The organism is Curtobacterium sp. 179-B 9B NHS, from assembly GCF_045370965.1.
In the GTDB taxonomy this organism is placed as follows: Bacteria; Actinomycetota; Actinomycetes; order Actinomycetales; family Microbacteriaceae; genus Curtobacterium.
Genome location: NZ_JBIQDQ010000020.1, coordinates 1 through 20421 on the forward strand (window position 1 = coordinate 1; position 20421 = coordinate 20421).

Below are 20421 nucleotides of genomic sequence, written 5' to 3' on the forward strand. Positions count from 1 at the left end.
GGCCGGGAGGCGCGGTGCGGCCGGGCGGACCGGCGACCGTCCGCCGCGGCGGAGCCGGTCCGGCTGCGTGGCACGCCGGCCGGGCGCCGGGCGGGACGGAGGGTGGGGATGCTCAGGGTGTCGGTCATCGCGGGTCTCCTGCGGGAGTCGTGTTCCTGCCGCGGGCGCCCGGGTCGTCGGACGGCGCACGCGTGGTGCCGTGCGCCGTCGCACGCGGGAGGGCGGCGAGCCTCTGGTGGGGGTGCGGGGCGCGCCGACGACGTGCGGGGCACCCGGGCGCGGTGGGGGTCGCGCGGGGTCGTACCGGTCCACGTCGCGGTCACCCGGACCGGCGGAACACCACGGCCTCGGCCGCACGGTGCTCGACACCTGTCGGGTGACGACGACGAGAACGGTACGTCGTGTCCCTTGACGTCGGCTGGTCGTGCGGAGAGCGGAGGCTCCGCGGTGGTGTTCCATGGGAGGCATGGCTGATGCGTTCGACGGGTTCCGGATCGGTGCGGGCTGGGCGTCGGTGGAGCCGGACCGGCACCGCCCCGGGTCCTTCACGCTCGTGGTGGACGGCACGCCGCAGTCGCACGTCGACCTCGAGGACCCCACGCACCTGGCGTTCGAGTACATCCGGCGCATCGGACACGCGATCGACCTCCTGCCGGAGGGACCGATCACGGCGCTGCACCTCGGTGCGGGTGCACTGACCCTGCCCCGGTACGTCGCCGTCACCCGCCCGGGCTCGCGGCAGCAGGTCGTGGAGCTGGAGCGGGACCTCGTCGAGCACGTGCGCGAGGTGCTCCCGTTCCCCCGCGGCGCCTCGATCCGGGTCCGCTACGGCGACGCCCGCGAGGTGCTCGGCAAGCTGCCGGCCGGCCTCCGCGGCACGGTGGACCTGGCGGTCGTCGACGTGTTCGGCGGCTCGCAGATCCCCGCGCACGTGACGAGCGTCGAGTTCTACCGCTCCGTCGCCGAGTTCCTCTCGCCCACCGGGATCGTCGCCGTGAACGTCGCGGACGGGGCCGGCCTGGCCTTCGCACGCGGGCAGGCATCGACGCTGCAGGCCGTCCTGCCGTCGGTCGCGGCCGTCGCCGACACCGGCATGCTCAAGGGGCGGCGGTTCGGCAACATCGTGCTGCTCGGGTCGCGGACCGACCTCCCCGTGGCGGACATGCCCCGGCGCTACTCGTCCGACCCGATGCCGGCGAAGGTGGTGCACGGGCAGGAGCTCCGTGCCTTCACGGCGGGCGCGCCCATCGTCACCGACGCGACCGCGGTCGCGTCCCCCGAACCGAACCGCAGCGTCTTCGGCGGCTGAGCCCGCGGTCGCGTCCCGACCACACGCCGGACGGGAGGCCCGGTGCCGGTCCGGTGCCGGGCCTCCCGGCCGTGGGACGGGTACAGGAGCGCCGAGTCCCCCTGAACACGTCGGGCATCCGGCTGCCAGGATGGGGGACAACGACCGCGCGACCGCGCGACCGACCGAGGGAGTCCCCTGATGACGAACGACGACCGGAGCAACGAGGACCGGACGGGCGACGGCGACGCGCCGGTCTGGGGCAGTGCGCCGCAGCGCGACCAGCACGACGCACCCCGCTACGGCGAGCGCGTGGACCCGGCACCGGGATCGGCGCCGCAGTACGGCGAGCAGCACCAGGGCCAGCAGCAGTACGGGCAGCAGCAGTACGGCGAGCGCGACCAGTACGGGCAGCAGCAGTACGGCGAGCGCGACCAGCACGGACAGCAGCAGTACGGCCAGCCGCAGCACGGCGAGCACGACCAGCACGGTCGGTACGACCAGCGCGACGGCCGTCACGAGTCCCCGACGTGGGGCGAGCACCAGGGGTCGCACCAGCCCTACGCGGCGTCCTCGGCGCCGGCGAGTGCAGGCAGCCCGGCGTGGCAGTCCTCCGAGGAGACGAAGCCGGCGAAGAAGAAGAAGACCGTCGGCCTCGTGGCGTTCGCGCTCGGGGTCCTGTCGCTCGTGCTCGGCGTCGTCGGCGGTGCCGTGCTGGGCGCCGCGTTCGCGGGCAACGCCGCACTCGAGCAGATCGCACGCGACGGCGGCGGATCGGTGCAGCAGCAGGAACAGCTGCAGCAGCAGCTCATGAACGACCCGTCCGCGATGAGCCAGCTCGGCGGCGGGGCGATCATCATCCTCATCGCAGCCGTCCTCGGCCTGTGGGCCCTGGTGCAGGGCATCATCGCGGCGGTCGCGGGCCGGGGTCGCGTCTGGGGTGTCCTCGCGATCATCCTCGCCGTCGTCGCCACCTTCGCGACGTTCATCGCGGTCAGCATCGCCGCGGCTGCCGCGGTCACCGGCGGCAACTGATCCACGAGTACCACCGACGGCCCGTCCCGCTGCAGCGGGGCGGGCCGTTCCGCGTCCCGGACCGGTCCGCGTTCTCGGACCCCCCGTGCGCGTGGCACCGCCCGCTCACGGGAGCCCGCGGTTACCCTCGAACCGATGTCCCTCCCGCCTGACGACAGCCAGCAACCCGACCGCGCTCGGGAACCCCGTCACGCCGCGCCGGGCGACTCCGCCCCGGTCACCGCGGGTGTGAGCCCGGGGAGCACCTTCGCGCCGATCAGCCTGCGGCCGGCCGTCGACGCCGACGCCGTGGAGCAGCGGCTGCGCGACCTCGGGCAGAGCCGGAGCACCGAGGCCCTGGCGGAGCGGGCCGAGCTCCTCCGCCTGCTCGGCCGGCTCGACGAGTCGCTCGTCGTCGCGGAGGAGGTCTTCCGGTTGACGATGTTCACCGGTGAGCGGTCGGACAAGGTCGCCGCGCGCATCCGTCGTGCGCACGTGCTGCACGACCTGGGCCGCCACGAGCGTGCCGCGACCGAGGCCGCGATGGCGCGCGACACCGCCCGGACCGAGGAGTGGCCGGAGCTCGAGGGCGCCGCCGCCGAGCTCGAGGGCTGGTCGCTGTTCGAGCTGTCACGGTTCGACGAGGCCCGGTCGGCGCTCTCGCGTGCCTACCAGGCCTTCCGGCAGGCGGGGGCTCCGTCGGAGCGCACCGAGGCACTCCGCACCGCGGTCGAGGCCGCGCTCCGGGCCTCGGTGGCGCAGCCGAAGGCCCCCGAGGACAAGCCCCGCACGGCCCGCGAGGTCGCCGCGCGCCGGGCCGAGGACGACGAGCCGCAGACGACCCGCGTCGCCGAACCGGTCAAGCAGGTCCCGCCGGTCCGTCGCCGTGTGCTCGGCGCACCCGACGCCGCACGCACCGACGCCGACGACATCTGGGGTCGGATCGCGGCGAAGGCGGCGCAGAAGGGTCAGGCGCCGCGCGACGAGCCCACCGACGACCTGCGGGACCCCGGCGCACGGTGACGACGCAGCCCGCAGCGGCGACGCAGCCCGCGGCGACGCTCGAGCGGGTCCGTGCACGAGCCGAGCACCTGCTGGCGGTGTACCTCGGCCCGGGCGGGTGGACGTTCGCGTTCGACCACGCCAGGACCCGCGCGGGGCAGTGCGACTTCGGCCGCCGACGCATCACGGTGAGCCGGCACATCGTCACCCGGGTGTCGGACGACGACGTGGACCAGGTCCTGCTGCACGAGGTCGCCCACGCGCTCGCCGGCCCCCGTGCCGGTCACGGGCCCGTCTGGCGACGCACCGCGGCGGACATCGGGTACACCGGCTCCCGCCTGTACGACGGGCCCGTCGCGTCGGAGCTCGCGCCGTGGGTCGGCACCTGCCCCGCGGGCCACGAGCACTTCCGCTACCGGACACCGACGCGCCCCCTCGCCTGCGCCCGGTGCGCGCGACGCTTCGACGGCCGGAACCTCATCACCTGGGAGCGGCGCGCGGCTACCGCATGATCGATCCGGCACGTGGAGGCGCGCCGGGGAGCCGTTAGCCTGGGCGGATGCACACGGGGCAGCACATCCGGACGGACAGCGGGTCGTCGTGGTTCTTCGACGCCGGCCGGATCGCCCTGGACTTCGCCCACACCGGTGGGTTCGCCGACGATGCCGACGGCCGTCGCCCCCGCGCCCGGCTCGGTGAGCTCCTCGTGACGCCGGCCGACCTGGACGAGTGGCTCGGCGACCACACCGAGCCGATCGACGTCGGCGCGACGGCGCGGGAGCTGCAGGACGCCCGAGCCCTCCGCGCCGCGATCGGACGACTGGCCGTCGCCGCTGCCCCGGCCCCCGTCCGCTCGTCGGGCCCCGCCGAACGGACCGCGGTCGCGGCCGGGCTCCGCGCCGGTACCGGTCGGACCCGGCCGGCACCGGACGACATCGACACGGTGAACCTGTTCGCGGCGCTGCCGGACGTGCCCCCGAGCCTGCCCGGGGGCCGACGCCGCGCGGGTGCGAACCGGGTCCGTCTGGCCCAGGCGCTGTCGAGCGTGGCCCGCGACGCGGTGGCGCTCTTCACCGAGGTGGGCTTCGACGACGTCGCCGCGGACGGACAGGCGACCCGCCTCAGCCGGTGCTCGGCGGACGACTGCGGGCTCGTCTTCTACGACTCGTCGCGTGGCGGCACCCGCCGGTGGTGCTCGATGCAGCGGTGCGGCAACCGCGCGAAGGTCCGCGCGCACCGGGCGCGACGTGCGGCCGCCTAGGGCGCCCTGCCCGGACGACTCGTGACACGCCGAATCTGAGGATTCGGTCCGCCGAAACCTGGCAGGCTGTCGGCATGTCCGACACCGCCGCCGCCCGCCGTGCCCCCTCTGGACGTCTCGACGACGGCACCGGCGGATCCGGCCCCGGACCAGGTCCCGGTCGGCCGCGTCGCCGTGCCGCCGGCCTCACGCTGCTCGGGCCCGCCTTCGTCGCCGCGATCGCCTACGTCGACCCGGGCAACGTCGCGGCGAACCTGACCGCCGGTGCGCAGTACGGGTACCTGCTGCTCTGGGTGCTCGTCGCCGCGAACGCCAGTGCCGTCGTGGTCCAGTACCTGTCGGCGAAGCTCGGGGTCGTCACCGGGAGGTCGCTGCCGGAACACCTGGGCCTGCGGATGCGTCGCACCCCGCGGCTGCTCTTCTGGGCCCAGGCCGAGGTCGTCGCCGCCGCGACCGACGTCGCCGAGGTCATCGGCGGGGCGCTCGCGCTGCACCTGCTGTTCGGCCTGCCGCTCGTCGTCGGCGGCGTGCTCACCGGCGTGGTCTCGATGGCGATCCTGCTCCTGCACAGCCGCCGGGGCACCCGCACGTTCGAGGCCGTGGTGACGACGATGCTCGCGGTCCTCACCGTCGGCTTCTGCGCGGGCCTGCTGTCCGCGCAGGTCTCCCCCGGCGAGCTCGTCAGCGGCCTGGTCCCCCGGTTCGAGGGCGCGCAGTCGGTGCTCCTCGCCGCCTCGATGCTCGGTGCGACGGTGATGCCGCACGCGGTCTACCTGCACTCGGCCCTGGCACGGGACCGGCACGGCGACGTCCCCGCCGGGCCGGAGCGCCGCCGGGTGCTCGTCGCGACGCGGTGGGACGTCGGGCTGGCCCTCGTCGTCGCGGGCGGTGTCAACGTCTGCATGCTCGTGCTCGCCGCCGCCACGCTGCCCGGGGTCGCGGGCACCGACACCATCCCCGGCGCGCAGGCCGCGATCGCGGCGAACGTCGGCCCCGTCGTGGGCGTGCTGTTCGCGGTCGGCCTGCTCGCGTCCGGTCTGGCGTCGACCTCGGTGGGCTGCATGGCCGGCGCGGAGATCATGCACGGGCTGCTGCACGTCCGCATCCCGGTCGCGGTGCGCCGGCTCGTCACGCTGCTGCCCGCCGTGGTGCTCCTGGCCGTCGGCGCGGACCCGACGATGCTCCTCGTGCTCAGCCAGGTGGTGCTGAGCTTCGGCATCGCCTTCGCGATCGTGCCGCTCGTGGTCTACACGTCACGGCGGAGCATCATGGGCGCCGACGCCAACGCGATGACCACCCGCGTGGTCGCGGGTGTCATCGCGCTGGTGATCGTCGCCCTCAACGTGGCGCTCGTGGTGCTGACGCTGGCCGGCTGAACCCGCCGGACGGCGACGACCGGGTCGTCCCCGTGTCAGTCGACGACGCGGACTTCCTTCCAGAAGGCGTAGTAGCCCGAGTAGTCCTTGCCGACCCGGTCGAACGACGACGGGATCGGCGTGGGGTAGGTCCAGGCGCGGTCCGGCAGCGCCTGACCGTCGACCGTGACGGTGTAGTACTGCGTGTCGCCCTTCCACGGGCAGTGGTACTGGGTGTCGCTCTCCGAGAAGAACTCCGGCGCCACGCTCGACGGCGGGAAGTACCAGTTCCCCTCGATCTGGATGAGGTCCTCCTGCGGAGCCTCCGCGATCACGGTGTCGCCGACGACTGCCTTCATGACGTGCTCCTTGCGATCAGCGGCGTCCTGGCGACGCCGGTCCCGATCGGGAACGCTACGCCCGGGTGCCGGATTCCCGCAGGACGACGAGCTCGGGCCCCGCGGCGAGCGCCGCGTGCACCGTCTCCCGGTCCAGGTCAGCCGCACCCTCCGCGGCGCTCACGAGGTGCCGCACCGCGCGACGGAGTCCCGTGTACGCGGCGCAGGCGGTGGCCGCCTCGGGCGAGGTGTGGTCGATGCCGACCGTGACGAGGGCGTCGACGACGGCCCCGGCGGCGAGCAGGTCCTCGACCGCGGGCTCCGGCGTCTCCGCGCCGTCCGTCGGCTCCCCGGCGGCGTCCGCGACGGTGACGCCGAGGTCGGTGGTGCGGCCCGCGGCGACGACCGCGACGACGCACCGGTCCCCGCGCTCGGCCTGGAGGCTCGTCACGCGTTCCGCGACCGCCGCCGCGTTGGCGAGGTGGCCGAGCACGACCTCCGGGCCGTCGGGCAGCAGGGCTGCCGCGGCCCGCGCCCGTGCCGCGGGGTCGGCCCCGCCCCCGGACGGTTCCGGCAGGACGTCCACCCACACCACGAGGTGCGTGCCGTGCGCGATCCGGTCGGCACCGGCGCTCCCCCACGCGAACCGGACCTGGTACTGCTCCTGGGTGCGTGCTGCCACCGGTCCACGATAGCCGCGGGCCGTCCCCGTCCGTCCCGGTCCGTCCCCGGCGGTCCCTGTCCGTCCCCACAGGAGCCCGGTCCACAGCCTGTGCCCGCTCGACCCCGCTGTCGGTGCCGCGACCGTAGGATCGGTGACCATGGAGATCGCCACCGTCCCCACGCTGACCGGCGACCGCGTCACCCTCGAGCCCCTGGCGGCCGAGCACGCGGACGACCTGCGGGCGGCGGTGGCGGACGGCGACCTCTGGCGCACCTGGTACACCTCGGTGCCGGCCCCCGACCGGGTCGAGGCCGAGATCGACCGGCGGCTCGGCGAGCACGCGGCGGGGCGGATGGTGCCCTTCGCGATCCGTGACCGCCCGACCGGTCGCGTCGTCGGGGCGACCACCTTCGCGAACATCGACACCGCCAACCGTCGCGTCGAGATCGGCTACACCTTCCTGGCGCGGGCGGCACAGCGGAGCGGGATCAACACCGAGGCGAAGCTGCTCCTGCTCTCGCACGCGTTCGACACCTGGGACTGCATCGCCGTCGAGTTCCGGACGCACTGGCACAACCAGCAGTCGCGGGCGGCGATCGCCTCGCTCGGCGCGAAGCAGGACGGCGTCCTGCGCAGCCACTCGATCGGCCGGGACGGCACGCTGCGCGACACCGTGGTCTTCTCGATCACCGCCACCGAGTGGCCGACCGTGCGCCTGTCGCTCACCGAGCGCCTGCGCACGCGGGACCGTGCCGAGGGCGCACGGCGTCGGGCCGCCCGGCACGCCTGACCCGTCGGACGCACGGGTGCACCGTCCCCCGCGGGGACGTCGCCCGCCCAGCGCCACGGCGTAGCGTCCGCAGCATGCACGTCGGTCTCCGCATCGTCCTCGACGCCCCGGTCGACGCCGTCCGCGACGCCCTGCTGTCGCCCTCGGTGATGGTCGCCGTCACGAAGCCGTTCCTCGTCTACCGCTCACGGTCACCGGAGGGACTCCCGGAGCGCTGGACCCCCGGCGTCCCGCACCCGATCACCGCCGACGCCCTCGGGGTCGTGCCGAGCGGCGACACGCACGTCGACATCGACCTGTACGAGGTCGACGGGGTGCCGGTGCAACGCGACAACGGAGGTGGCACCTCGGGGCTCTTCGGGCGGATGACCATGCGGCACCGGATGGCCACCGTCGACCTCGGTGACGGGCGGACCCTGCTGCTCGACCGGCTCACCTACCGGATGCGCCCCACGCTCCTCGGGGCCCTACTCTGGCCGGGCATGTGGGTCATCTGGCAGTGGCGTGCGCTCCGGATGCGGCAGCTCGCCCCGTCGTGGGGCCGTCCCGGGCACTGACGCGCGACGTCCGTCAGGACTTCGGCTGCTCGTCCACCTGCACGTGGACGGCGTAGTCCGTGCCGTCGACGTCACGCACCTCGACGACGGAGTCGTACACGGTCGTGTCACCCTCGGCACCGATCTCGCAGTGCACGGTGTTCCCCTCGACCAGGTCGATCGGGTCCGTACCGCAGTCGACCAGCGGACGCTGACCGACCTCGCGTTCGAGTGCGTCGGCCACCACGTCCTCGAACCCCGACGGCGACACCGTCCGGTTCGCGGAGGCGGACACCGTGCACCCGCTCAGGACCGCGACGAGGGTCAGTCCCGCCACGATCGGGGCGATCGAGCGGTGCACGCGTGGTGCCGCCCGTCCCGCCGTGGTCCGCGCGGCGGCGGTCCGTCTGGTCGTCGTTCCCCTGGTCACGTCGCCCGTCCCCTCGTCGGTCGCTGTCCGACCAGTGTGCCAGGGCCGTCACGGGAGCACCCGCAGGGGACCGTCCACAGCCCCGGCCCGTCGCTGGCGGGTCCGGAGCACCCGGGCGTACGCTCGTCCTCGTGAGCCAGACGCAGGAGCCGAGGGCCCAGGACCGCGTGCACAGCACCCTCGCCACCGTGGACTGGCGGCGGATGACGTTCGACCTGTACCGACGGGTGCGGGCGACGGCCGACCCCGAGACCGCGCACGCGATGTGGCGCGAGACCCGCGACGCGATGTTCGCCGAGCACCCGGCCAGTCCGCTGCTCGACGAGGACGCCCGCGACTTCGAGGCGCTGCCCGTGCCCGACTACGACCCCGAGTGGCGGTTCCGCGCGCGCATCGAGTCCGCCGAGCCCCGTGCGATGGACGTGGAGACGGGCACCGACGGCGTCGTGCACTTCGACCGGCTCGGTGTCGTGCGGCTGCCGGGCATCGGCACGCTCGACGTCTGGTCGCACGGCGGCTACGCGGGCGGGGTCTTCGTGCCCGTGAAGGACGCCAGCGCCGGTCGTGCCCGCGGCACCTACGGCGGCGGGCGGTACCTGCTCGACACGATCAAGGGTGCGGACCTCGGCGGCGACGACGGCGAGCTCGTCCTCGACTTCAACTTCGCGTACAACCCCTCGTGCGCGTACGACCCGGCGTGGGCGTGCCCCCTCGCGCCCCCGGGCAACACCGTCGCCGTGCCGATCCCGGTCGGCGAGCAGTACGACTTCTGACACGACGCACGCACGAGCACACGGACAGGACGCAAGGGTGGATCGCATGACGGGACTCGTGGCACTCGACGCGGGCGGCCGGGTGCCGCCCTTCGAGCAGGTCCGTTCGCAGATCGCGGCGCAGATCGCCGCCGGGTACCTGGTCGACGGGGAGCGCCTGCCGAGCGTGCGGGCCCTGGCCGAGGAGCTCTCGCTCGCCGCGGGCACGGTCGCGAAGGCCTACCAGCTGCTCGAGGAGGCCGGGCTCGTGCACACCGCCCGGGGCGCCGGCACGCGGGTGGTGCGGCCGGCCGAGGTGCCCGACGCCGTCGCCGGGGCAGCGCATGCCCTGGCCGCCGCCGCGCGAGCGGCCGGGTTGTCCGCCGACCAGGCCGCAGCGGCACTGCGCGACGCCTGGCCCGCCTGAGGCGACCGCCCGCCGTCCGCGACGCGCGGGGCGGAAGGCACACCGTGCCTCCCGGCCGACCGCCGTGCGCGCCCTCCGCGACACGCAACGTCGGCGAGGTCTCGCAGCGCTGTGCTCCTGCGCACTGCCGCCGACGTTGCGTCGCGCCGGGCGCGACGGGACCGGACGGGGTCCTCAGCAGTGCTCGAAGACGTACTCGTCCGACGCCGGGGTGACCAGGTCGCGGTCCCGCAGGATCGTCATGGCCGGGCGGTCGCGCAGGCGGCACACCGATGCCCACGAGCGGTCGAGCGTGTCCGCGTACTCGACGTCGACCACGCGCTTCCCGTACGCGGCCGTGTAGGCCGAGCACTCGTCGTACTGCACGCACTCCTCGGCGACGACGAAGTCGAAGCCCGTCGACTGCCGCCCGGCCTTCCCGAGCTGCGGCGTGTTCTTCTGCCCGACGGCCAGACCGCGGTCGTGCCCGAGCCGGACGAGCGTCGCCGCCAGCGCGAGGTTCCCCGCGCGGGTCAGTCGCTTCCCCGACCGTGTCCACGAGTCGAGGTTGTCGAACTCGACGGCGGCGAACCCGCGGTCGGCGCACCGCGCGACCGACTTCGTGAGCTCCTTCGTGATCGCGGCGCGCTTCGCGGCGGTCCGGGTGTCGAGGAGCACCTCGTCCGGCCAGCCCGGGTCGGCGACGAGCTCGCCGGAACCGTCGCGCAGCAGTGCCGACGGCGCCCGGCGCTCCCACCCGGCGAGCGCTCCCGGCTGGGTCTGGAAGCCGTTGACGTAGCAGACGGAGTACTTCCCGGCGGCCGGGCGGTCGGTGCTGTCCCGCTCGACGATCGTCACCCCGGACGGCGGCGTGTACCCACCGCCGAGCTGGTAGTCGGGGCGCCCGGAGGTCGGCAGGTTCCGGTACGAGGAGGCCGTCGACCCGGCGGGTGTCGCGGCCTCGGCACAGCCTGCGCTGCCGAGGACGGCGACCAGCGCGATCGCGGTGGTCAGGAGGACGGATCGCGTGCGCACCACGGGATCATCGCACGCCCCGTCGCACGCCACGTCGCACGCCCGACGCGAACGGCCCCGGCTCGTTCGACGAGCACCCGCTATGCTGGTGGTACTCGAGGCGCCGATCGCCTCGTGCGTCGTACGGACGCCCCCGACTCCCGACCCTCATCCGGTCGATGATCGCGCACCGACATCCCGGTGCCAGGCTCTCTGCTGCGGCGACCGCGTCAGCCTCTGCTGACGCGGGGTTCCCGCCCGCGCGCCACATGCCAGCGCGCCCACGGCCGGCACGAGCCGGCCCGAAAGGTCACCATGACCAACCAGGACATCCGTTTCTCCGACCTCGGCGTCCCCGCGCCGATGGTCCAGTCCCTCGCCCAGCAGGGCAAGGAGACCGCGTTCCCGATCCAGGCCGACACGCTCCCCGACTCCCTGCAGGGCAAGGACGTGCTCGGCCGCGGGCGCACCGGCTCCGGCAAGACGATCGCCTTCGCGATCCCCCTGGCCGCCCGTCTGGCCGCGAGCCGTCGCCCGCGCCGCGCCGGCCGCCCCCGTGCGCTCGTGCTCGCCCCGACCCGTGAGCTCGCGACGCAGATCGACGCGACCCTCGCCCCGCTCGCGAAGTCGATGGGCCTCAACACGACGACGATCTTCGGCGGCGTGGGCCAGGGCCGTCAGGTCGACGCGCTCCGCGCCGGTGTCGACGTGGTCGTCGCCTGCCCGGGCCGCCTCGCCGACCTCATGCAGCAGGGGCACGTGAGCCTCGGCGACATCGAGGTCACCGTCCTCGACGAGGCCGACCACATGGCCGACATGGGCTTCCTGCCCGGCGTGACGAAGATCATGCAGGCGACCCCGGAGCAGGGGCAGCGCCTGCTGTTCTCGGCCACGCTCGACAACGGCGTGGACAAGCTCGTCAAGAAGTTCCTGCACAGCCCGGTGATGCACTCGGTCGACGACGAGACCAGCCCGGTCGAGGCGATGACCCACCACCTGTTCGAGGTCGCCGACGCCGACGCGAAGAAGGACCTCGTCCGCGCGCTCGCCTCGGGCACCGGCCGCCGCATCCTCTTCATGCGCACCAAGCACCACGCGAAGCGCCTGGCGAAGCAGCTCACGAGCCAGGGTATCCCGGCCGTCGACCTGCAGGGCAACCTGTCGCAGGGTGCGCGGGAGCGGAACCTCGCGAAGTTCTCCTCCGGCGAGGCCCTCGTGCTCGTCGCCACCGACGTCGCCGCCCGTGGTGTGCACGTCGACCACGTGGAGCTCGTCGTGCACGTCGACCCGCCGACCGAGCACAAGGCGTACCTGCACCGTTCGGGCCGCACCGCGCGTGCCGGGTCCTCGGGTGACGTCGTCACCGTGACGCTGCCGGCCGAGCGCCGCGACGTCGCACAGATGATGCGTGCCGCCGCGATCAAGGTCACCCCGCAGCAGGTCACCGCGACCTCGCCGGCCGTCGCGTCGCTCGTCGGCGAGGTCGCGCCGATCCGCCACCTCGCTCCGGAGCAGCCCGCACAGCAGCAGCGCCAGCGGCAGCCGCGTGCGACCGAGACGGGTCTCGCCGAGTCCGCGGGCGGCGGTCGTCGCCGTGGTCGCGGCGGTCGGTCGGGAGGCTCGACGCAGGCTCCCGAGACCGCCTCGGCCGGTCGCGGCTCGGGTCGCGCCGCCGGTGGTCGCGGTGGTCGTCCCGTCACCGCGGGGGCTCCGGCCTCCGCTGGTGGCACCGGGCGCGCCGGTGGTGCCGGTCGCGGCAACGGCTCGGGCTCGGGTGCTGCAGCGTCGGGCGGTGCGGCCGCCGGTGGGCAGCGTCGTTCGGGCGGGAGCCGTCGGGCGTCGAGTGACGTCGTCCGTGGCGGGTCCGCCCCGGTGTGGTCGTCCGAGGGCGGCTACGCAGCGGGTCGTTCCGGTGCGGGTGAGTCCGGCGGCGGTCGTCGCCGCGGCGGATCGCGTCGCGCATCGCGTCCGGCGGGGGCTGCCGACCGCCACTGAGCGGTCCGCTCGGGCCGGAGCGACGGTGTCCGGAACCTGGACGCCCGGTGGGAGCACCGGGCGTCCCCACGCGTAGGTTCTCCTTCACCGACGGCCGCGCGAGTGGCCGACGGGGAATCGTCCGTCGTTGGAAGGAGACCGTATGGCTGGCAGCGAAGAGAACCACACCGGCGAGAAGCTCGTCGGCAAGGTCAAGGAGGGCGTTGGCAACCTCACCGGCAACGACAAGCTGAAGGCCGAGGGTCAGACCGACCAGGCCAAGGCGTCGGCCAAGCAGGGTGTCGACGACGTCAAGGGCGCAGCGCACGGCGTTGCGGACTCCCTCCGCGACGAGAAGCACTGAAGCCGGTCCACGACCGAGCTGCGAAGCCCCCGGAACCGCATGGTTCCGGGGGCTTCGTCGTGTGCGGGCACCGCGTCGGTTCGGTCGCCCGCGGATCGAACCACGGAAACGACGTGGAACCAGACCGTGCCGGTGGTTCGATGTCGCTTCCGTGGTTCGGAGCAGGTCGGCATCGTCGCGGGCGCGGCCCGGGAGCGCCGCGGTGATGTGATGGCTAGTGCAGGGCGCCGACCGAGGCGAGGCCGGCGCGCAGGAGTGCACCGCGGCCGCCCTCCATCTCCTCGGCGACGGCGTCGGAGGCTGCCTCCATCGGGCTCATCCACGTGAGCTCGAGGGCGTCCTGCCGGGGCTCGCAGGTGCCGGTGACCGGGACGACGTACGCGAGGGAGATCGCGTGCTGCCGCTCGTCGGTGAACACCGAGGCGCCGGGGAGCGGGAAGTACTCGGCCACCGTGAAGGGCGTGGGGCTCGCGGGGAGCTGCGGGAACGCCATCGGACCGAGGTCCTTCTCGAGGTGCCGGAAGAGCGCCGTGCGGATCGACTCGCCGAACATCACGCGGCCGGAGACGAGCGTGCGCGCGATCGAGCCGCTCGGGGCGACACGGAGCAGCACGCCGACCTCGGTCACGACACCGAGCCCGTCGGTCCGGACGGGCAGGGCCTCGACGTAGCAGATGGGCAGTCGACGACGGACGTCGGCGAGCTCCTCGTCGGACAGCCAGCCGGAGTCGGGGTCGGGGGTGCGCAGCGAGGCCATGCACCGTGTCTACCAGTCGCCCCGGCGAGTTCGGCGGGAGGCGCGGTCGCCGTGGACGGCTAGCGTGGTCCCCGTGATCGATGCGGACATCGTGCAGTGGACCCGTCCGACCGGGGAACGCGCGGGCACGCCCCTGCTCGTGGCCATGCACGGGGTGGGGTCGCACGAGCGCGACCTGCTCGGGCTCGCGCCCGCGCTGCCGTCCGTCTGGACCGTCGCATCGCTCCGCGCACCGATGCCGTGGGGGCCCGGGTTCTCCTGGTACCCGCTCGGGACGCCGGGGTCGCCCGCGCTCGAGCCGGTCGACGCCGCGGTCGCCGGTGTCCTCGAATGGATCGACGCCGTGTCCGCCGACCACCCGCGCATCGGTCTGCTCGGGTTCTCGCAGGGCGGGTCGATGGCGCTGCAGCTCCTGCGTGCCCGACCGGCCGCGTTCGCCTTCGCGGTGTCGTTGTCCGGGTTCGTGGTGCCCGGGGTGACCGACTCCCGCGACGAGGCGGTCGCGGCCGTCCGTCCCCGGGTCTTCCTGGGACACGGCGACCTCGACCCGGTGATCCCGGCCGAGGCCACCGCGCGGACGCAGGCGTGGGCCGCGACGCACACGGACGTGACCGACCGGACGTACGTCGGCCTGCCGCACGCGGTGTCCGCCGAGGAGCTCGCCGACGTGGCCGCGTTCGTCGACGCGTCCTGACGGCCGCTCCCGCGACGGGTCCGCGAAGGTGACCGGGTGACCGACTGACGGCCAGGAGGCGCGTGGCGGGGTCGCCACGTGCCTCCCGTCCGGCACGGCGCTACTCGGCGAGGATCTGCAGCAGGTCCTTGCGGAGCTGGTCGACCTTCGCCGTCGCGGCCCTGGTCTGCTCGTCGGAGGCGCTGGTGCGGTACATGTGCAGCACCCCCATCGCCTTGCGGAGGGCCTCGACGAACTCGCGCTGCGTGTCGGGCATGCCCGGCGCGGCGTCGAACGCGGCGGCGATCTCGTCCGCCTTCGCCTCGGCCTCGGCGCGGCCGGCGTCGGTGAGCTCGAAGAGCGTCTTGCGGCCGTCGCCGTTCGAGACGACGAGGTCCTCGTCGACGAGCTGCTGGAACGTCGGGTAGACCGAGCCGGGGCTCGGCTTCCAGGCACCGCCGGTGCGCTCGGCGATGGTCTTGATCACGGCGTAGCCGTTCTGCGGGCCCTCGGCGAGCAGCCCGAGGATCGCGAGGCGGACGTCGCCGCGACGGCGGCGCTCGCGCCCGAAGCCGGGGCCGCCGCCGAAGCCGGGACCGAAGCCCGGGCCGAAGCCGCCGCGTCCGCCGAACCCGGGGCCGAAGCCGCCGCGTCCGCCGTGGTCGTGGTCGCCGCGGTCGCGGCCGGGGAAGCCGTGGCCGTGGTGCTGTCGCGCGCCGCCGAAGCGGGGGCCGCGCGGACCGGTGCCGCGGGGGCCGCGGCGGGGCGTGGTGCTGTCGAGGTCATCGTACGAGGGGCGCATGATGACTCCTTCCTGTCGGTGGTGACGTGAGCTCGCGATGCGTTGTGTTCCTATCGCGATGGGTCAACGATAGATCGCTACGGATCGGCCTGTCAAGCACCCGTCCTCCCCCGGACCGCTGTCGGTGGCGACGGGCAGGATGGGACGGACCATGACGGACGTCCTCGAGCGCTTCTCCCCCGCGACCGCGGAGTGGTTCCGTGGCGCGTTCCCCGGCCCGACCGCGGCGCAGGCCGGCGCGTGGGACGCGATCTCCACCGGGCAGCACGCGCTCGTGGTCGCCCCGACCGGCTCCGGCAAGACGCTGGCGTCGTTCCTCTGGTCGATCGACCGGCTCATCAGCGCGAGCGACCGTCCGCCGGCGAAGCAGCGCACGAGGGTGCTCTACGTCTCTCCGCTCAAGGCCCTCGGTGTCGACGTCGAGCGGAACCTCCGCAGCCCGCTCGTCGGCATCACGCAGACCGCGCGTCGGCTCGGGACGGAACCGCCCGAGGTCACGGTGGGCGTCCGGAGCGGTGACACCCCGTCGTCCGACCGGCAGCGGCTCCTGCGGCAGCCGCCGGACATCCTCATCACGACGCCCGAGTCGCTCTACCTCATGCTCACGTCGCGGGCGCGCGAGACCCTGGTGAACGTCGACACCGTCATCGTGGACGAGGTCCACGCGGTCGCCTCGACCAAGCGCGGCGCACACCTGGCGGTCTCGCTCGAGCGCCTCGACGACCTGCTCGAGAAGCCCGTGCAGCGGATCGGCCTGTCCGCGACCGTGCGCCCCGCGGAGGAGGTCGCCCGGTTCCTCGGCGGCCGCGCGCCCGTGTCGATCATCGCCCCGCCGGCGCAGAAGACCTTCGACCTGCGCGTGGTCGTGCCGGTCGACGACATGACCGAGCTCGGCGCCCCGCCGGTCGGTGCCGACGCGACCGAGTCACCGACGAACGGCTCGATCTGGCCCCACGTCGAGGAACGCGTCGTCGACCTCATCGAGGAGCACCGCTCGACGATCGTGTTCGCCAACTCGCGCCGACTCGCGGAACGCCTGACGGCACGGCTCAACGAGATCCACGAGGAACGCGTGCTCGGGGCCGTCGACGCGGCGGGTGTCGGCACGGCTGCGCTCGGCGCGCCGGAGGTCGTGGGCGCGGAGGCGGTGGGCGCGGTGGCCGGGTCGGCTCCCGTCACACAGTCCCCCGGTCGGGCGTCCGCGCACGCACCCGTCGCACAGCCGAAGCGACCGCCGGCGCAGCTCGTCGGGCAGTCCGGACAGACCGAGGGCGGCGGCTCCGACCCGTCGGTCCCGGTGCTCGCCCGCGCCCACCACGGCTCCGTGTCGAAGGACCAGCGCGCGATCATCGAGGACGACCTGAAGTCCGGACGTCTGCGCTGCGTCGTCGCGACCAGCTCGCTCGAGCTCGGCATCGACATGGGCGAGGTCGACCTCGTGGTCCAGGTCGAGGCCCCGCCGTCGGTCGCCAGCGGCCTGCAGCGCGTCGGTCGCGCCGGACACCAGGTCGGCGAGATCTCGCGCGGCGTGCTGTTCCCCAAGCACCGCGCCGACCTCGTGAACAGCGCGGTCACCGTCGAGCGCATGGTCTCCGGGCAGATCGAGTCGATCTCGGTGCCCGCGAACCCGCTCGACGTCCTCGCGCAGCACACCGTGGCCGCCGGGTCGATCGACACCGTCGAGGTGGAGCACTGGTTCGAGCTCGTCCGGCGGAGCGCCCCGTTCAGCTCGCTGCCGCGGTCGGCGTTCGAGGCGACGCTCGACCTGGTGACCGGGCGGTACCCGAGCGACGAGTTCGCCGAACTCCGGCCGCGCCTGGTGTGGGACCGCGTGCACGGGACCCTGACCGGGCGTCCGGGCGCCCAGCGACTCGCGGTGACGAGCGGCGGCACGATCCCGGACCGCGGCATGTTCGGCGTCTTCATGGTCGGCGAGAAGGCATCGCGCGTCGGCGAGCTCGACGAGGAGATGGTCTACGAGTCCCGCGTCGGCGACGTCTTCGCCCTCGGCGCGACGAGCTGGCGCATCGAGGAGATCACGCACGACCGGGTCATCGTCAGCCCGGCGTTCGGGCAACCCGGGCGGGTCCCGTTCTGGAAGGGCGACGGCATCGGTCGTCCCGCCGAGCTGGGACGGGCGACCGGTGCGTTCGTGCGCGAGGTCGACGCGGCCTCCGACGACGACGCGCGTGCCCGGGTCGCCTCCGGCGGGCTGGACGAGCGGGCCGTGACGAACCTGCTGACCTTCCTGCGCGACCAGCGTGCGGCGACCGGTCACGTGCCGAACGACACCACGCTCGTGGTCGAGCGGTTCCGCGACGAGCTCGGCGACTGGCGGCTCATCCTGCACTCGCCGTACGGCATGCAGGTGCACGCGCCGTGGGCCCTGGCGGTCGGCGCCCGGCTGCGCGAACGGCACGGCATCGACGGCGACGCGATGGCGGCCGACGACGGCATCGTGGTGCGGATCCCGGAGACCGACGCGGAACCGCCCGGCGCCGACCTGTTCGTGTTCGAGCGCGACGACCTCGAGGCGCTCGTCACCGACGAGGTCGGCGGCTCGGCGCTCTTCGCCGCCCGCTTCCGCGAGTGCGCGGCCCGGGCCCTGCTCCTGCCGCGGCGGAACCCCGGGCAGCGGTCGCCGCTCTGGCAGCAGCGCCAGCGGGCGTCGCAGCTGCTCGAGGTCGCGCGGAAGTACCCGACGTTCCCGATCGTGCTCGAGACCGTGCGCGAGGTCCTGCAGGACGTCTACGACGTGCCGGCGCTGCTCGGCATCTCGGACCAGATCGCCGAGCGCCGCATCCGCCTGGTCGAGCGCGAGACCGAGCAGCCGTCGCCGTTCGCCCGGTCGATCCTGTTCGGGTACGTCGCGGCCTTCATGTACGAGGGCGACTCGCCGCTGGCCGAGCGCCGGGCGGCGGCACTGTCGCTCGACTCGACGCTGCTCGGAGAGCTGCTCGGACGGGCCGAGCTCCGCGAGCTCCTCGACCCGGCGGTCATCGCCTCCGTCGAGCGCGACCTGCAGCGGCTCTCCCCCGACCGTCGAGCGCGCGACACCGAGGGACTCGTCGACGTGCTGCGACTCGTCGGCGCCCTCGAGCTGGACGAGCTCGTCGCCCGCAGCTGGGTGGCCGACGCCGCTGACCCCGACGCCGCGCGTGCGACCGTCCGGTCGGCGCTGGAGGCCCTCGAGCGCGACCGCCGTGTGCTGTCGTTCACGCAGGGCGGTGCGACGCGCTGGTCGGTGATCGAGGACGCTTCCCGCCTCCGCGACGCCCTCGGCGTCCCGCTGCCGATCGGCGTGCCGACCGCCTTCGTCGAACCCGTCGCGGACCCGCTCGGCGACCTGGTCGGCCGGTACGCCCGGTCGCACGGACCGTTCGCCGCGCAGGAGGCCGCGAGCCGGCTCGGCCTCGGCATCGCCGTCGTGCAGGACACCCTGCGCCGCCTGGTCGCCGACCGCCGCGTGGTCGAGGGCGAGTTCCGCCCGGACCGCCAGGGCGCGGAGTGGTGCGACGCCGAGGTGCTCCGCCGCATCCGGACGAAGTCCCTCGCCGCGCTCCGGCACGAGGTCGAGCCGGTGTCGCCGGACACCCTCGCCCGGTTCCTGCCGGCGTGGCAGCACGTCCAGGCGCCCGGCACCCGCGGCGGGCTGCGCGGGGTCGACGGGGTGCTGCAGGTCATCGACCAGCTGGCCGGCGTCGCCCTGCCCGCGAGCTCGTGGGAGACCCTCGTGCTGCCGTCCCGCGTGAGCGACTACTCCACGAGCATGCTCGACGAGCTGACCGCCACCGGCGAGGTCCTGTGGTCGGGCGGCGGCACGCTGCCCGGGAACGACGGCTGGGTGCGCCTGCACCTCGCCGAGACCGCGTCGACGACCCTGGCGGAGCCCGACGGCGGCGAGACCACCGAGCTGCAGCGCGACGTCCTCGGAGCGCTGGCCGGCGGTGGTGCCTACTTCTTCCGGCAGCTCGGCCAGGCGGTCGGCAGCACGGACGACCAGGCCCTGACGACCGCGCTGTGGGACCTGGTCTGGGCCGGACAGGTCACGAACGACACGTTCGCGCCGCTGCGGTCGATGCTCGGCGGCAAGGCGAGGTCGACGAGCGCGCCGCGGGCCCGGGCGTACCGCGGGCGGCGTCGGCCGACGCTGCCGTCGCAGTCCGGTCCGCCGTCCGTGGGTGGTCGGTGGTCGATCCTGCCGCTCGCCGAGTCCGACTCGACGCTGCGTGCGGCAGCGACCGCCGAGCAGCTGCTCGAGCGCTACGGCGTCGTGACCCGCGGTGCCGTGCAGGTCGAGGGCGTCCGTGGCGGGTTCGCCGGTGTCTACCGGGTGCTCAGCCGGTTCGAGGAGTCCGGCCGGGCACGCCGCGGGTACTTCGTCGAGGGGCTCGGGGCGGCACAGTTCGCGACGAGCCCGACCGTGGACCGGCTCCGGACCTACGCACGCGACCTCGACGACGACGAGCGCGCCGACCCGGACCGCGAACGCCAGGCACTCACGCTCGCGGCGACGGACCCGGCGAACCCGTACGGTGCGGCGCTGCCGTGGCCGTCGGACGACGCCCCCGCCGACCCGGACGCCGACCCCGCTGCTCCCGGTCCCGCGGCCGACGCCGCTCCGACGGGCGCCCGCGGTGCGGCCGTCCCCGCCAGCCGGTCGACGTCGACGAGCGGTCGCGGACACCGACCGGGGCGGAAGGCCGGGGCCCTCGTGACCACGGTCGACGGCCGCCTCGCGGTCTACGTCGAGCGCGGCGGGAAGTCCGTCCTGACCTTCACCGACGACCCGGCGGACCTCGCGGTCGCGGCGCGTTCGATCGCCGCCACCGTGCGGAGCGGGCTGCGGAAGCTCTCGGTGGAGCGGGTGGACGGCGACTTCGTGCTGGAGACGCCGCTCGGGTCGGCACTGCGCGAGGCGGGGTTCACGGCGACCCCGCAGGGACTGCGGCTGCGTGTCTGACGCGACCAGGGCCTCCCGGGCGTGCGCCGGTGCACGGG

At 74.4% G+C, this 20421-nt stretch carries 20 protein-coding genes; 14 read left to right on the forward strand and 6 right to left on the reverse strand.

Annotation, left to right across the window (positions count from 1 at the left end; all coding sequences use genetic code 11):
- Nucleotides 1-466: 466 nt before the first annotated feature.
- The 6 genes from ACH0A8_RS14230 to ACH0A8_RS14255 all read left to right on the forward strand — a co-directional run bounded on the left by ACH0A8_RS14230 (nucleotide 467) and on the right by ACH0A8_RS14255 (nucleotide 5941).
- Nucleotides 467-1309 carry a spermidine synthase gene (locus ACH0A8_RS14230; protein ID WP_066657081.1) on the forward strand — a complete coding sequence of 281 codons (843 nt, stop codon included), beginning with the start codon at nucleotides 467-469 and terminating at the stop codon, nucleotides 1307-1309.
- Nucleotides 1310-1489: 180 nt separating this feature from the next.
- A complete protein-coding gene (locus ACH0A8_RS14235; protein ID WP_406907415.1) occupies nucleotides 1490-2323 on the forward strand; it encodes a DUF4064 domain-containing protein in 834 nt (277 codons plus the stop codon).
- Nucleotides 2324-2458: 135 nt separating this feature from the next.
- On the forward strand, nucleotides 2459-3325 hold the full coding sequence (locus tag ACH0A8_RS14240) for a hypothetical protein (RefSeq protein ID WP_406907416.1): 867 nt from the start codon (nucleotides 2459-2461) through the stop codon (nucleotides 3323-3325).
- Nucleotides 3322-3816: a SprT-like domain-containing protein gene (locus tag ACH0A8_RS14245; RefSeq protein WP_400428745.1), complete on the forward strand. Its 495-nt coding sequence runs from the start codon at nucleotides 3322-3324 to the stop codon at nucleotides 3814-3816. Before ACH0A8_RS14240 ends, ACH0A8_RS14245 begins: the two co-directional genes overlap by 4 nt.
- A 47-nt stretch (nucleotides 3817-3863) precedes the next feature.
- Complete coding sequence (locus ACH0A8_RS14250; RefSeq protein ID WP_400428743.1) at nucleotides 3864-4565, forward strand: CGNR zinc finger domain-containing protein; 702 nt, start codon at nucleotides 3864-3866, stop codon at nucleotides 4563-4565.
- Nucleotides 4566-4639: 74 nt separating this feature from the next.
- A complete protein-coding gene (locus ACH0A8_RS14255; RefSeq protein WP_406907417.1) occupies nucleotides 4640-5941 on the forward strand; it encodes an Nramp family divalent metal transporter in 1302 nt (433 codons plus the stop codon).
- Nucleotides 5942-5976: 35 nt separating this feature from the next.
- Here the strand turns inward: ACH0A8_RS14255 and ACH0A8_RS14260 are convergent, their stop codons facing one another.
- Entirely contained in the window at nucleotides 5977-6279 is a 303-nt protein-coding gene (locus ACH0A8_RS14260; protein ID WP_066657097.1) for a DUF427 domain-containing protein, read from the reverse strand.
- A gap of 55 nt (nucleotides 6280-6334) precedes the next feature.
- A complete protein-coding gene (locus ACH0A8_RS14265) occupies nucleotides 6335-6940 on the reverse strand; it encodes a hypothetical protein (RefSeq protein WP_406907418.1) in 606 nt (201 codons plus the stop codon).
- Nucleotides 6941-7079: 139 nt separating this feature from the next.
- On the opposite strand from ACH0A8_RS14265, the gene ACH0A8_RS14270 reads away from it, so the two are divergent.
- Entirely contained in the window at nucleotides 7080-7712 is a 633-nt protein-coding gene (locus ACH0A8_RS14270; RefSeq protein ID WP_066657099.1) for a GNAT family N-acetyltransferase, read from the forward strand.
- 74 nt (nucleotides 7713-7786) lie between these two features.
- Nucleotides 7787-8269 carry a hypothetical protein gene (locus ACH0A8_RS14275; protein WP_251155186.1) on the forward strand — a complete coding sequence of 161 codons (483 nt, stop codon included), beginning with the start codon at nucleotides 7787-7789 and terminating at the stop codon, nucleotides 8267-8269.
- A 13-nt stretch (nucleotides 8270-8282) separates the two neighbouring features.
- Here ACH0A8_RS14275 and ACH0A8_RS14280 read toward each other — a convergent pair whose 3' ends face one another.
- Entirely contained in the window at nucleotides 8283-8609 is a 327-nt protein-coding gene (locus ACH0A8_RS14280) for a hypothetical protein (protein WP_251155185.1), read from the reverse strand.
- A 272-nt stretch (nucleotides 8610-8881) separates the two neighbouring features.
- Between ACH0A8_RS14280 and ACH0A8_RS14285 the strand changes: the two genes are divergently transcribed.
- Nucleotides 8882-9451 carry a DUF1684 domain-containing protein gene (locus ACH0A8_RS14285; protein ID WP_066658792.1) on the forward strand — a complete coding sequence of 190 codons (570 nt, stop codon included), beginning with the start codon at nucleotides 8882-8884 and terminating at the stop codon, nucleotides 9449-9451.
- 46 nt (nucleotides 9452-9497) lie between these two features.
- Nucleotides 9498-9857, forward strand: coding sequence for a GntR family transcriptional regulator (locus tag ACH0A8_RS14290; protein ID WP_066657105.1), 360 nt, complete (start codon nucleotides 9498-9500; stop codon nucleotides 9855-9857).
- 174 nt (nucleotides 9858-10031) lie between these two features.
- Here the strand turns inward: ACH0A8_RS14290 and ACH0A8_RS14295 are convergent, their stop codons facing one another.
- Nucleotides 10032-10871 (reverse strand): endo alpha-1,4 polygalactosaminidase, encoded by an 840-nt coding sequence (locus tag ACH0A8_RS14295; RefSeq protein WP_209684890.1) that lies wholly within the window; start codon nucleotides 10869-10871, stop codon nucleotides 10032-10034.
- Between the two features lie 294 nt (nucleotides 10872-11165).
- Here ACH0A8_RS14295 and ACH0A8_RS14300 point away from each other — a divergent pair, with 294 nt between their 5' ends.
- A complete protein-coding gene (locus tag ACH0A8_RS14300; RefSeq protein WP_326495863.1) occupies nucleotides 11166-12845 on the forward strand; it encodes a DEAD/DEAH box helicase in 1680 nt (559 codons plus the stop codon).
- Between the two features lie 142 nt (nucleotides 12846-12987).
- A complete protein-coding gene (locus ACH0A8_RS14305) occupies nucleotides 12988-13188 on the forward strand; it encodes a CsbD family protein (protein WP_066657109.1) in 201 nt (66 codons plus the stop codon).
- A gap of 214 nt (nucleotides 13189-13402) precedes the next feature.
- Here the strand turns inward: ACH0A8_RS14305 and ACH0A8_RS14310 are convergent, their stop codons facing one another.
- Nucleotides 13403-13945: an NUDIX hydrolase family protein gene (locus tag ACH0A8_RS14310; RefSeq protein WP_066657112.1), complete on the reverse strand. Its 543-nt coding sequence runs from the start codon at nucleotides 13943-13945 to the stop codon at nucleotides 13403-13405.
- A 73-nt stretch (nucleotides 13946-14018) separates the two neighbouring features.
- Between ACH0A8_RS14310 and ACH0A8_RS14315 the strand changes: the two genes are divergently transcribed.
- A complete protein-coding gene (locus ACH0A8_RS14315) occupies nucleotides 14019-14639 on the forward strand; it encodes a prolyl oligopeptidase family serine peptidase (RefSeq protein WP_251155183.1) in 621 nt (206 codons plus the stop codon).
- A 100-nt stretch (nucleotides 14640-14739) separates the two neighbouring features.
- Here the strand turns inward: ACH0A8_RS14315 and ACH0A8_RS14320 are convergent, their stop codons facing one another.
- Complete coding sequence (locus ACH0A8_RS14320) at nucleotides 14740-15420, reverse strand: PadR family transcriptional regulator (protein WP_066657116.1); 681 nt, start codon at nucleotides 15418-15420, stop codon at nucleotides 14740-14742.
- A gap of 151 nt (nucleotides 15421-15571) precedes the next feature.
- On the opposite strand from ACH0A8_RS14320, the gene ACH0A8_RS14325 reads away from it, so the two are divergent.
- Complete coding sequence (locus ACH0A8_RS14325; protein ID WP_251155182.1) at nucleotides 15572-20383, forward strand: ATP-dependent helicase; 4812 nt, start codon at nucleotides 15572-15574, stop codon at nucleotides 20381-20383.
- The last annotated feature ends 38 nt before the right edge of the window (nucleotides 20384-20421 follow it).